Genomic DNA, 12522 nt, shown 5'->3' with positions numbered 1-12522 from the left:
GCTAAATCAACGTCTCGATACGCAACGAATTGGTCGACCCCGGCTGCCCGAACGGCACTCCCGCCGTAATTACCAGAGTGTCCCCACGCTGCGCCATACCCTGCGCCTGGGCAATTTCCAGCGCCGTGGAACACACCTCATCGACCTGGCGCAGCCGGTCGTTGACCACCGAGTGCACGCCCCAGGCCACACTCAAACGCCGCGCCGTGGACAGGTTCGGCGTGAGGTTGAGGATCGGCGCCACTGGCCGTTCCCGCGCCGCGCGCAGGCTGGAGCTGCCGGACTCGCTGTAGTTCACCAGCACCGCCACCGGCAAAATGCTGCTGATGCGCCGGATCGCGCAGCTGATGGCGTCCGACACCGTGGCATCCGCCTTGGGCCGGCTCACGTCCAGTTGCGCCTGGTAATCCGGGCCGTTTTCCACTTGGCGGATGATCTTGCTCATCATCTGCACGGCTTCGAGTGGGTATTCGCCCGAGGCGGTTTCGGCCGAGAGCATCACCGCGTCCGCGCCTTCAGCCACGGCGTTGGCCACGTCGGTCACTTCGGCGCGGGTTGGTGCCGGCGAGAAGCGCATGGATTCGAGCATCTGCGTGGCCACTACCACCGGTTTACCCAGCTGGCGGCAGGTGCTGATGATGTCTTTCTGGATCTGCGGCACGCTTTCGGCGGGCACTTCCACGCCCAGGTCGCCTCTGGCCACCATGATCGCGTCGCTCAGTTCGGCAATTTCCCGCAAGCGCATTACAGCGGAGGGCTTTTCGATCTTGGCCATCAGGAAGGCCTTGTCGCCGATCAGTTCGCGGGCTTCGCGGATATCTTCCGGGCGTTGCACAAACGACAGTGCCACCCAGTCCACGCCCAGCTCCAGGCCGAAGCTCAGGTCGCGGCGATCCTTGGCGGTCAGCGGGCTGAGCTCCAGCAGCGCTTGCGGCACATTCACGCCTTTGCGGTCGGACAACTCGCCGCCATTGAGCACGGTGGTGTCGATCGCATCGCTATGTTTGGTGATTACGCGCAGGCGCAGTTTGCCGTCGTCCAGCAGCAAGTCCATGCCCGGCTCAAGCGCTGCGATAATTTCCGGGTGCGGCAGGTTGACCCGGCGCTGATCGCCCGGGGTCGGGTCCAGGTCCAGGCGCAGCGCCTGGCCGCGCACCAGTTGCACTTTGCCCTCGGCAAAACGCCCGACCCTCAGTTTGGGCCCTTGCAGGTCCATAAGGATGCCCAGCGGGTAATTGAGCTGGCGCTCCACCTGGCGAATCCACTGGTAACGCTGGGCGTGATCGGCATGCTCGCCGTGGCTGAAGTTGAGGCGGAAGATATTCACCCCGGCTTCCACCAGCTCGCGGATGTCATCGATGCCGTCAGTGGCCGGGCCTAGGGTGGCGAGGATTTTGACTTTCTTGTCAGGCGTCATGTTTGGCAGTCTCAAGAATCAGGATGGCGCGCAAGTCATTGACATTGGTGCGGGTCGGCTCGGTGACGATCAAACCGTCGAGCGCGGCGAAGTAGCCATAGCCATTGTTGTTGTCCAGCTCGTCGCTGGCGCTAAGGCCCAGGGCTTCGGCGCGGCGGTAGCTGCACGGGGTCATGATTGCGCCGGCGTTGTCTTCGGAGCCGTCGATGCCGTCGGTGTCACCGGCCAGTGCGTACACGCCGGGCAAACCCTTGAGGCTGTCGGTCAGGCTCAGCAGGAATTCGGCATTGCGCCCGCCACGGCCATTGCCGCGCACGGTGACGGTGGTTTCACCGCCCGAGAGAATCACGCACGGCGCGGCCAAGGGTTGGCCGTGCTGCACGATTTGCCGGGCGATACCGGCGTGTACCTTGGCCACGTCCCGTGCTTCACCTTCGAGGTCACCGAGGATCAACGGGCTGAACCCGGCCTGGCGGACTTTTACCGCCACCGCTTCCAGCGACTGCTGCGGGCGGGCGATCAATTGGAAGTGGCTGCGCGCGAGTACCGGGTCGCCGGGTTTGACGGTTTCCGAGGCGGGGTTCTGCAACCAGTTGCGCACCGACGCCGACGCCTCAATGCCGTAGCGCTTGAGAATCGCCAGGGCCTGCTGGGAGGTGCTCGGGTCGCCGACGGTGGGGCCGGAGGCGATGACGGTGGCCTGGTCGCCCGGCACATCCGAGATGGCGTAGGTGTACACCGTCGCCGGCCATGCGGCCTTGGCCAACCGGCCGCCCTTGATGGCCGAGAGGTGCTTGCGCACGCAATTCATCTCGCCAATGGTCGCGCCGGATTTGAGCAGGGCTTTATTAAGGGTTTGTTTGTCGGCCAGGGTAATGCCTTCGGCGGGCAGGGCCAGCAAGGCTGAGCCGCCGCCGGAGAGCAGGAAGATTACGCGGTCGTCTTCGGTGAGGTTGCTGATCAGTTCCAGCACGCGTTTGGCGACGGCAAGCCCGGCCGCATCGGGCACCGGGTGCGCGGCCTCGACCACTTCGATTTTTTTGCACAGCGCGCCGTGGCCGTAACGGGTGACCACCAGGCCCGAGACTTCGCCCTGCCAGCAGTTCTCGACCACCAGCGCCATGGCGGCAGCGGCTTTGCCGGCGCCGATCACGATCACACGGCCGCTGCGGTCGGCGGGCAGGTAAGGTTCAAGGACTTGTCGGGGGTGGGCGGCGTCGATGGCTGTGGCAAACAGCTCGCGAAGCAGGTGTTGCGGATCGACCGACATAAGCGGGCTCCCGGGGGATTCTTGTTATTAGAGGTGCAGCGATCGTTCCCACGCTCCGCGTGGGAATGCCTCATGTGACGCTCTGCGTCATGCTTTGGGACGCAGAGCGTCCTGGGCTGCATTCCCACGCGGAGCGTGGGAACGATCAGTGGTGTGTGTTACTTATCGCGAATCGAAAAATTCGCCATGTGTTCCAGGCCCTTGATCAGCGCCGAGTGGTCCCAATTGCCGCCACCAATCGCCGTGCAGGTACTGAACACCTGCTGCGTACCGGCCGTGTTCGGCAGGTTGATCCCCAGCTCCTTGGCCCCGGCCAGTGCCAGGTTGAGGTCTTTTTGGTGCAGATTGATACGGAAGCCCGGATCAAAGGTGCCCTTGATCATGCGCTCGCCATGCACTTCCAGGATCTTCGACGAAGCAAAGCCGCCCATCAGCGCTTCGCGCACCTTGGCCGGGTCGGCGCCGTTTTTGGAGGCGAACAGCAGTGCTTCGGCCACTGCCTGGATGTTCAGCGCGACGATGATCTGATTCGCCACCTTGGCGGTCTGGCCATCGCCATTGCCGCCGACCAGGGTGATGTTCTTGCCCATGGCCTGGAACAACGGCAGGGCGCGTTCGAATGTCTGCGGCTCGCCGCCGATCATGATGCTCAGGGTGCCTGCCTTGGCGCCGACCTCACCGCCGGACACCGGCGCGTCGAGGTATTGCGCGCCGGTCTGGTTGATCTTCGCGGCGAACGCCTTGGTGGCGGTGGGCGAGATCGAACTCATGTCGATCACCACTTTGTTCGGCGACAGGCCGGCGGCAACGCCGTCGGCGCGAAACAGCACATCGTCCACCTGTGGGGTGTCGGGCACCATCACGATGATGAACTCGGCTTCCTGGGCGACTTGCTGCGGGTTGGCCAGGGCCACGGCACCCGCCGCGATCAAAGCTTCGGGCGCCTTGCCGTGATGCTCGGACAGGAACAGTTGGTGGCCGGCCTTTTGCAGGTTGGCGGCCATGGGTTGGCCCATGATGCCGGTGCCGATAAATCCGATTTTAGCCATGATCAACATCCTCTTTTTATTCTATGTGCAGGGCGGACACGGTCCGCCAAACACTGAAGATCCACTGTGGGAGCTGGCTTGCCTGCGATGGCATCCCCCGGTTTTGCCTGATACACCGCAGTGTCCGCATCGCAGGCAAGCCAGCTCCCACCTTCTTTTGTGTTGTGTCAGTTAGATGGCGTTATGGGTTTTGAGCCAACCCAGTCCCGCTTCGGTGGTGGTCAGCGGCTTGTACTCGCAGCCGACCCAACCGGCATAACCAATCCGATCCAGATGCTCGAACAGGAAGCGATAGTTGATCTCCCCGGTCCCCGGCTCGTTACGCCCAGGGTTGTCAGCCAGCTGGATATGGTTGATCTCACCCAGGTGCGCCGCCATGGTCCGGGCCAGGTCGCCTTCCATGATTTGCATGTGGTAGATGTCGTATTGCAGGAACAGGTTGGCGCTGCCCACCTGCTCGCGAATCGACAGGGCCTGCGCCGTGTTGTTCAGGTAGAAACCCGGAATGTCGCGGGTGTTGATCATCTCCATCACCAGCTTGATGCCCGCCGCTTGCAGCTTGTCGGCGGCGTACTTGAGGTTGGCGACAAAGGTCTTTTCCACGGTTTCATCATCCACACCGGCAGGGCGAATTCCGGCCAGGCAGTTGATCTGGGTGTTGCCCAGCACCTGGGCGTAGGCGATGGCCAGCTTGACCCCGGCGCGGAACTCCTCGACCCGGTCCGGGTGGCACGCCAGGCCGCGCTCGCCCTTGGCCCAGTCACCGGCCGGCAGGTTGAACAGCACTTGGGTCAGGCCGTTGGCATCCAGCTGCGCCTTGATCTCGGCGGAGCTGAACTCGTACGGGAACAGGTATTCCACACCCTGGAAGCCGGCGTCGGCGGCCGCTTTGAAACGGGCGAGAAAGTCCTGCTCGGTAAACAGCATGGACAGGTTGGCGGCAAAACGCGGCATAGGGTTCTCCTTAATCGAGCAGGGAAATGGCAGTCGGCGCATCGTTGCCGACCAGGGCCAGATCTTCGAATTCGTTGACGGCGTTGATCTCGGTGCCCATGGAAATATTGGTCACGCGCTCCAGAATAATCTCAACAATCACCGGAACCTTGAATTCTTCGATCATTTCCTGCGCCTTGCGCAACGCCGGCTGGATCTGGCCCGGCTCGAATACACGCAGCGCCTTGCAACCCAGGCCTTCGGCGACAGCCACGTGGTCGACGCCATACCCGTTGAGTTCCGGCGCGTTGAGGTTGTCGAAGGACAGCTGCACGCAGTAGTCCATCTCAAACCCGCGCTGGGCCTGACGAATCAGGCCCAGGTAGGAGTTGTTCACCACCACGTGGATGTACGGCAGCTTGAACTGAGCACCCACCGCCAGCTCTTCGATCATGAACTGGAAGTCATAGTCGCCCGACAGCGCCACCACTTTGCGGCTCGGGTCGGCCTTGACCACCCCGAGTGCCGCCGGAATGGTCCAGCCCAAGGGGCCGGCCTGGCCGCAGTTGATCCAGTGACGTGGCTTGTACACGTGCAGAAATTGCGCGCCGGCGATCTGCGACAGGCCGATGGTGCTGACGTAGCAGGTGTCTTTGCCGAACACCTGGTTCATCTCTTCGTACACGCGTTGCGGCTTGACCGGCACGTTGTCGAAGTGCGTCTTGCGGTGCAGGGTGGCCTTGCGCTGCTGGCAGTCATGCAGCCAGGCGCTGCGGTCCTTGAGCTTGCCGGCAGCTTTCCACTCGCGGGCCACTTCAATGAACATGGTCAGCGCGGAACCGGCGTCGGAAACGATGCCCAGGTCCGGTGTGAACACGCGGCCAATCTGCGTCGGTTCGATGTCGACGTGGATGAACTTGCGGCCTTCGGTGTACACCTCCACCGAACCGGTGTGGCGGTTGGCCCAGCGGTTGCCGATGCCCAGCACCACGTCCGACTTGAGCATCGTCGCGTTGCCGTAACGGTGCGAGGTTTGCAGGCCGACCATGCCCACCATCAGTGGGTGATCGTCCGGGATGGTGCCCCAGCCCATCAGGGTCGGGATTACCGGGATGCCGGTGAGTTCAGCAAACTCCACCAGCAACTCGCTGGCGTCGGCATTGATCACGCCGCCACCGCTGACCAGCAAGGGGCGTTCGGCCGCATCCAGCAGCGCCAGGGCTTTTTCCACCTGGATGCGCGTAGCCAGTGGCTTGGCCAGCGGCAGTGGCTGGTAGGCGTCGATATCGAATTCGATCTCGGCCATCTGCACGTCGAACGGCAGGTCGATCAGCACCGGGCCAGGGCGGCCGGAGCGCATTTCATAGAAGGCTTTCTGGAACGCGTAGGGCACTTGGCCGGGTTCCAGCACGGTGGTCGCCCACTTGGTTACCGGCTTGACGATGCTGGTGATATCCACGGCCTGGAAATCTTCCTTGTGCATCCGCGCACGTGGGGCCTGTCCGGTGATGCACAGAATCGGGATCGAGTCGGCCGAGGCGCTGTACAGGCCGGTGACCATGTCGGTGCCCGCCGGACCGGAGGTGCCGATGCACACGCCGATATTGCCGGCCTTGGTGCGGGTGTAGCCCTCGGCCATGTGCGAGGCGCCTTCAACGTGGCGAGCAAGGACGTGATCGATGCCACCGACCTTCTGCAAGGCCGAATACAGCGGGTTGATCGCGGCGCCCGGGATACCGAAGGCGGTGTCCACGCCTTCACGGCGCATGACCAGGACGGCGGCTTCGATTGCTCTCATTTTGCTCATGGTTTTGGTGCCTCTTGCGTTTTGTAATTGTATACAAGTGGTGTCTGGGCAAAGTGTATTCACGGCAAGCGGCGCAGGTCAATGCATTTTGCAAAGTGGCCCTGGCGTTCGTCGGAAGCACTTTTTTCGACGTATGGAGCCTTTGTTCGAAAATATTGTATACAAAAATAAATATCATTGTGTTCTATTTGTTTGATCGAGCATCTGATCAAACAGACCTCCAGCGCATTCCCAATAACAAAAGAAGGACGGCACCATGAGCGCTTTAACCTTGAAACTCGCCACCCAACTCGCCAGCCAGGCCCTCACCGCAGGCCGCACGATCTCGGCTGCGCCGCTGACCATTGCGGTGCTCGACAGCGGCGGCCACTTGATCACCCTGCAACGCGAGGACGGCGCCAGCCTGTTGCGCCCGCAAATCGCCATCGGCAAGGCCTGGGGCGCGATTGCACTGGGCAAGGGCTCACGCTTGCTGGCGCTGGACGCCCAGCAGCGCCCGGCGTTTATTGCCGCGTTGAACAGCCTGGGGCAGGGCAGCGTAGTGCCGGCACCGGGTGGTGTGTTGATTCGCAATCATGACGGGCTGGTGCTGGGGGCGATCGGGATCAGCGGCGATACCTCGGATATTGATGAGCAGTGTGCGATTACGGCGATTGAGGGGGTGGGGTTGTTGGCGGATGCGGGGGTTTCGGCTTGATTATGTGGTGACTGTAAGGGCCTCTTCGCGAGCAAGCCCGCTCCCACACTTGACCGAGTTCCACCTGTGAATGCAGTCAAGTGTGGGAGCGGGCTTGCTCGCGAAGGCGGCAACTCGGTCTCAGCCTTAAACCCAAACTGCATCCCACAACGGATAGTCGCCAATCCGCTCTACCAACCCGGCTCGCAGTGGATTGGCCACCACATACCTGGCCATTTTTACCAAATCATCCTCCCTGCGCAGTGACCGATCATGAAAACCGGTTTGCCAAAGCCGGCCCTTGCGCCCGGTTGCACCATTCACCGATCGCGTACTTTTGGATTTCACCTGACAGATCAAATCCCCCAAAGAGCCTTTTTGCAGTTCGATCAGCCAGTGGAAGTGGTCTGGCATCACCACCCAGGCCAAGGAATTAGCCAGGCCTTGGTATTGGGCCAGTCTGAACTGCCAGACCACCAGGCGCCCGAGGTGAAAGTCGCCGAATAGTGGGACTCGCTCCTGGGTGTTGGTGGTGATTAGGTAGATGCGGTTCGGTTCGCTGAACCGCCCGATGCGCAGGCGGTGTGAAGTCGCTAGATCAGGCATTCCATGGCCTCTCTTCAGATGGGTTCTGAGAGGCTAGATCTCGGTGGCTGATGCTGATCGGCAGGCTTTTGGCAGGATGTGTCTGGATGGGCGCTTTCGCGAGCAAGCCCGCTCCCACATGGGGTCTGCGGTGTTAATACAATTTATGTCTCGCGAGGATCAAAATGTGGCAGCGGGCTTGCTCGCCAATAGCATCGGCACCTCGGCCCATCAGCCCAACTCACACCCCTTCAACACCAACCGAATAATCGTCTGCGCCGCCGCCTCATAATCCGCCTCGTCCAGCTTGGCTTTCCCGGTCACCGCCGAAATCTGCCAGTCAAAATCGGCATACGTCTGCGTCGCCGCCCAGATGCTGAACATCAGGTGATTGGGGTCAATGTTGGCGATCAGGCCGCGATCTACCCAGCTCTGGATGCAGTTGATGTTGTGCTTGGCCTGGGCGTTAAGCTGTTCGATCTGCTCGGGGCTCAGGTGCGGGGCGCCGTGCATGATTTCGCTGGCAAACACCTTGGAGGCAAAGGGCAGGTCGCGGGAGATGCGGATTTTCGAGCGGATGTAATTGCTCAGCACCACCGCCGGCTCGCCCTCGGGGTTGAACGGTGTGGAGGCGGCCAGGATTGGCTCGATAATGCTCTCGAGCACCTCGCGGTAGAGGTTGTCCTTGGACCTGAAGTAGTAATAGACGTTGGGCTTGGGCAGCCCGGCCTTGGCGGCGATGTCGCTGGTTTTGGTCGCGGCGAAGCCCTTGTCGGCAAACTCCTCGCTTGCCGCCCGCAGGATCTTTTCTTTGTTGCGCTCGCGAATGGTGCTCATAAACCAGGAGTTTCCTTGCCAGATCGGCGGTTGTGCATGGTAGCACCGGCTATCCGCGAGCCTCAAGAATGCGCCCGTAAAGCTTTGCGCCGCGCTATGCTCGGCCTTTCTCATTCTTATGGAAGCCCGATTCATGGCAGGAAGCAGCTTGTTGGTATTGATCGACGATATCGCCGCCGTACTCGATGACGTTGCGCTGATGACCAAAATGGCCGCCAAGAAGACCGCCGGGGTGCTGGGTGATGACTTGGCACTCAACGCCCAGCAGGTTTCCGGCGTGCGCGCCGAGCGGGAAATCCCTGTGGTGTGGGCGGTGGCCAAGGGGTCGTTTGTCAACAAACTGATCCTGGTGCCGGCGGCATTGCTGATCAGCGCCTTTGCGCCGTGGGCGGTCACGCCGCTGTTGATGCTCGGCGGCGCCTATTTGTGTTTTGAAGGCTTTGAGAAGCTTGCGCATACCTTTTTGCATAAACGCACCGAAGAGCAGGCCCACCTGGTTGAAGCCGTGGCTGATCCGGCCACTGACCTGGTGGCATTTGAGAAGGACAAGATCAAAGGTGCAATTCGCACCGATTTCATCCTCTCGGCCGAGATCATCGCCATCACCCTGGGCACCGTCGCGGATGCGCCTTTGATGCAGCAGGTGGTGGTGCTGTCGGGCATTGCCATCGTCATGACCATCGGCGTGTACGGGCTGGTAGCCGGTATCGTCAAGCTCGATGACCTGGGCCTGTGGCTGACGCAAAAGCCCGGCCAGGCGGCGCGCAGTATCGGTGGGGCGATCTTGCGCGCCGCGCCTTACATGATGAAAAGCCTGTCGGTGATCGGCACAGCGGCGATGTTTATGGTCGGCGGCGGCATTCTCACCCATGGCGTGCCGGCGGTGCATCACTGGATCGAGAGCGTCAGTCAGCACGTTGGCGGGCTGGCGTGGTTGATGCCGACGTTGCTCAATGCGGTGGCCGGGATTATTGCGGGGGCTGTTGTGTTGGCGGTGGTGAGCGTGGTCGGCAAGGTGTGGAAAACCCTCAAGGCTTGAAGAAATTCCACGCAATAAAAAAGGCCATTCATTCGAATGGCCTTTTTTTGTGTCGCCCGGTTTACTCGGCGATCTGCAACTTGCGCGATTCGGTATAGATGTAGCGCACCTTCTCATACTCAAACGGCGAGTTCATCTGGCCGTAGCGGAAGCTGGTCTGGTAGCGCTTGTCGACGGCGCGCAGGGCCCAGATTTCCGGGTGGTTTTCGCTGACCTTGGAGACGTTGAGGAAGTTGATCTCGGTCTCGGCGCCGTAGTCGACGATCAGGCCGGTAGTGTCACGCAGGTTCGAGGGGCCGAAGATCGGCAGTACCAGGTAGGCGCCGCCCGGCACGCCGTAGAAACCCAGGGTCTGGCCGAAGTCTTCGCTCTGGCGCGGCAGGCCCATGGCGGTGGCCGGGTCCCACAGGCCGGCGATGCCGATGGTGGTGTTGAGCAGCAGGCGCCCGGTGGTTTCCAGGGAGCGGTGGCCCTTGAGTTGCAGCAGGCTGTTCAACAGGTTGGGCACATCGCCCAGGTTGTTGAAGAAGTTGCTCACGCCGGTGCGCAGGAAGCTTGGGGTGACGTAGGTGTAGCCATTGACCACGGGCAGGAACACCCATTGGTCGAAGCGGTAGTTGAAGTGGTAGACGCGACGGTTCCACGACTCCAGCGGGTCATAGACGTTAAGTGCCGTCAGCGATGAACGCTCGAACTCACGTTGGTCCAGGCCTGGGTTGAACTTGAGTTTGGTCAACGGCTCCTTGAAGCCATCGGAGTCAACCTTGACCGGCTCGTGGGCCTTGCTGTTGTCGGCATTGGCGACGCCTGCGCACATCAGCGCGGCGAGCAGCAAAAGATATTTAGCCACGGAAGAACTCCAGCATGGCGTCGGCGTTGACGCGGTAATTAAGGTTGCCGCAATGGCCGCCCAGCGGGTAGACGGTCAAGCGATCGCCGAAGGTTTTACGCAGGAACCCGAGGTCGCCAGGGCCGAGGATCACGTCGTCGGCGTTGTGCATGACCGCGATTTTCGGGCTGTCGTGCAGGTAGTCCTTGAGTGCGTACAGGCTGACCTGGTCAACCAGTTGCAGCAGGCTGCCGCCGTCGGAGCGGGCGCGCCACATCGGAATCACTTGTTCGGTGAGGTAGCAGTCGAAGTCGCATTGCAGTGCGCGCTTGAGGAACGGCGTGAGGCTGGTGCCTTCGGTGATCGGGTATTTCGGCGGGATGATCAGGCCACGGCGGTTGATCAGGTCCGAAGTAAAGGCAATGTCGGCCGCCGAGAAGCGGAAGGAGGTGCCGATCAGCATGGCCATCTGTTCGTTGGTCAGGTGCTGCTTGGAGTTCTGGAAGTCGTAGAGCAGGGCGTCATTGAGGTCGATGTAGCCCTTTTGCTGGAAGTAGCGCGTCAGTTTGGCCAGCACCAGCTCATAGAAGGTCGTGGTGTTGTTGATGCCCTTGACCTCGGTCTGTACCAGCTTGTCCAGGTTGGTGATCGAGGTATAGAGGTTGACCGGCGGGTTGAGCAGCAGCACTTTCTTGAAGTTGAAGCTGCGGCGGGTCTCGTCGAGCTTGCTGACAAACGCTGCATCCAGGGCACCGAGGCTGTAGCCGGTGAGGTAGTAGTCGGTCACCGGCAGCGAGGCGTTCTGCGCGCGCACCGCTTGCATCACGCGGTACATGTCTTCGGCGTCTTCCTGGGTGATACCCGGCGTGGCGAAGCGCGAGGCGGCGCTGATGAAGTCGAAGCTGGTAGGCGATGACAGCTGCACCACGTGGTAGCCGGCCTGGTAATAGAGCTTTTTCAGGTATTCGTTGATGCTGCTGTCAAACCGGGCGCCCGTGCCTGCGATCAGGAAGATCAGCGGCGCGGCACGGTCCTGTTTGGCGATGCGGTAAGTGAGTTTCTTCACTGCCCAGAAGTTGTCCGGCAGGCTGAATTCACGCTCAGGGCGCATGTTGAGGGTGTAATCGGACTGGTTGATCTCGTCGTTGCTGGGCAATTTGGGCCGCAGGTCCGGCGGGGTGGTGGCAATGGTCGCCTCGAACGGGTTCGTCAAAGGGAAGCCATAAGTGGCCTGGTCGACATCGACGGCCAGTGCTGACGCACTCAAAAATAGGCTGCCCAGCAAGGCAGCGCAGCGCAAGGAACGGAGCATGACTTAATCCCTAAGAGGAAACGTGCTGAATGAAGTTCGCAGGCTATGACCACCGCGTTGCCACCGAAGTGCCAGCCCTCGGCACTAAAAGTCGGAAAAAAACACGGAATCGGGGGTAATAGTAGCGAGAAGATACACTTTGCAGCGCCTTGATGAACAGTTATCTGCGTACACACCTTGCTAACGGCCGCCGTGGGATTAAGCTGAGCGCCGTTTTTGCCTATCGGAGTTCGCCATGTCCCGTCGTTTGCCACTTATCCTGCTGCTTATCGCCTTGCCGTTATGGCTGGCTGCCAGTTATGGCGCCCGTTACGGTTTTATGGAAGACGGCCAGTGGGTGGGGGTCTGCGTCGATGAGGCCAGCCGCTGGGAATGCCAGCTGCGCTCGAACCTGGGGCTGATGATTCACTTCAAGGTATTGGGCTGGGCGGCGTTGGTGACGTCGGTGCTGGCGTTTTTTGTGCCGGGCCGCGTCGGCTGGGGGTTGGCGGTGCTGGGGATGGTGTTCGGGCTGCCGGCGCTGGCGTTGTATAACACCACGTTTGCGGTGTTTGCGGTGGTGATTGCGGGGTTGCGATTGGTCAGGAAGCCTCGGGTTGTCTGACAGGGCCTCTTCGCGAGCAAGCCCGCTCCCACATTAGATTGGATGCATCCCTTGGAATGCGCTCGAATGTGGGAGCAACTGTCTTAACCTACCGTCCGTCAGCGCCATTCTGTACCGTCTCGCAGCATGGCATTTAGTCTGATCAGTAGTATCCGCATGCAGGC

12 protein-coding genes are annotated in these 12522 nt (G+C 61.1%); 3 read left to right on the top strand and 9 right to left on the bottom strand.

All coding sequences use genetic code 11. From position 1 onward, the window contains the following. Nucleotide 1: 1 nt before the first annotated feature. The 5 genes from pyk to gcl form a co-directional block, all read right to left on the bottom strand. The gene (pyk, locus tag ASE80_RS00060) at nucleotides 2-1417 is read right to left on the bottom strand and encodes a pyruvate kinase (RefSeq protein ID WP_056857116.1); all 1416 of its coding nucleotides are present in this window, start codon (nucleotides 1415-1417) and stop codon (nucleotides 2-4) included. Next, nucleotides 1407-2687, bottom strand: coding sequence for a glycerate kinase type-2 family protein (locus tag ASE80_RS00055; protein WP_056857115.1), 1281 nt, complete (start codon nucleotides 2685-2687; stop codon nucleotides 1407-1409). Before ASE80_RS00055 ends, pyk begins: the two co-directional genes overlap by 11 nt. A 158-nt stretch (nucleotides 2688-2845) precedes the next feature. Then, on the bottom strand, nucleotides 2846-3736 hold the full coding sequence (locus ASE80_RS00050) for a 2-hydroxy-3-oxopropionate reductase (RefSeq protein WP_056857631.1): 891 nt from the start codon (nucleotides 3734-3736) through the stop codon (nucleotides 2846-2848). Between the two features lie 171 nt (nucleotides 3737-3907). Further along, on the bottom strand, nucleotides 3908-4690 hold the full coding sequence (hyi, locus tag ASE80_RS00045) for a hydroxypyruvate isomerase (protein WP_056857114.1): 783 nt from the start codon (nucleotides 4688-4690) through the stop codon (nucleotides 3908-3910). Between the two features lie 10 nt (nucleotides 4691-4700). Further along, nucleotides 4701-6476: a glyoxylate carboligase gene (gene gcl / locus ASE80_RS00040; protein WP_017136240.1), complete on the bottom strand. Its 1776-nt coding sequence runs from the start codon at nucleotides 6474-6476 to the stop codon at nucleotides 4701-4703. 256 nt (nucleotides 6477-6732) lie between these two features. On the opposite strand from gcl, the gene ASE80_RS00035 reads away from it, so the two are divergent. Further along, nucleotides 6733-7173 carry a GlcG/HbpS family heme-binding protein gene (locus ASE80_RS00035; protein ID WP_056857113.1) on the top strand — a complete coding sequence of 147 codons (441 nt, stop codon included), beginning with the start codon at nucleotides 6733-6735 and terminating at the stop codon, nucleotides 7171-7173. Between the two features lie 126 nt (nucleotides 7174-7299). Here ASE80_RS00035 and ASE80_RS00030 read toward each other — a convergent pair whose 3' ends face one another. Continuing rightward, the gene (locus ASE80_RS00030) at nucleotides 7300-7758 is read right to left on the bottom strand and encodes an REP-associated tyrosine transposase (RefSeq protein ID WP_056857112.1); all 459 of its coding nucleotides are present in this window, start codon (nucleotides 7756-7758) and stop codon (nucleotides 7300-7302) included. Between the two features lie 210 nt (nucleotides 7759-7968). Next, a complete protein-coding gene (locus tag ASE80_RS00025) occupies nucleotides 7969-8574 on the bottom strand; it encodes a TetR/AcrR family transcriptional regulator (protein WP_056857111.1) in 606 nt (201 codons plus the stop codon). 133 nt (nucleotides 8575-8707) lie between these two features. On the opposite strand from ASE80_RS00025, the gene ASE80_RS00020 reads away from it, so the two are divergent. After that, nucleotides 8708-9613, top strand: a complete 906-nt coding sequence (locus tag ASE80_RS00020) for a DUF808 domain-containing protein (RefSeq protein ID WP_056857110.1) — start codon at nucleotides 8708-8710, stop codon at nucleotides 9611-9613. Between the two features lie 61 nt (nucleotides 9614-9674). Here the strand turns inward: ASE80_RS00020 and ASE80_RS00015 are convergent, their stop codons facing one another. Then, a complete protein-coding gene (locus ASE80_RS00015; protein ID WP_056857109.1) occupies nucleotides 9675-10463 on the bottom strand; it encodes an MlaA family lipoprotein in 789 nt (262 codons plus the stop codon). Next, a complete protein-coding gene (locus ASE80_RS00010) occupies nucleotides 10456-11754 on the bottom strand; it encodes a serine/threonine protein kinase (RefSeq protein WP_056857108.1) in 1299 nt (432 codons plus the stop codon). Before ASE80_RS00010 ends, ASE80_RS00015 begins: the two co-directional genes overlap by 8 nt. A 235-nt stretch (nucleotides 11755-11989) precedes the next feature. Here ASE80_RS00010 and ASE80_RS00005 point away from each other — a divergent pair, with 235 nt between their 5' ends. Then, nucleotides 11990-12358 (top strand): hypothetical protein, encoded by a 369-nt coding sequence (locus ASE80_RS00005; protein WP_056857107.1) that lies wholly within the window; start codon nucleotides 11990-11992, stop codon nucleotides 12356-12358. Nucleotides 12359-12522 lie beyond the last annotated feature (164 nt).

It is taken from the genome of Pseudomonas sp. Leaf15, from assembly GCF_001421425.1.
Classification (GTDB): domain Bacteria; phylum Pseudomonadota; class Gammaproteobacteria; order Pseudomonadales; family Pseudomonadaceae; genus Aquipseudomonas; species Aquipseudomonas salomonii.
Note: the sequence above shows the minus strand (reverse complement) of the source record. Positions and strands in the feature narration are given on the sequence as shown.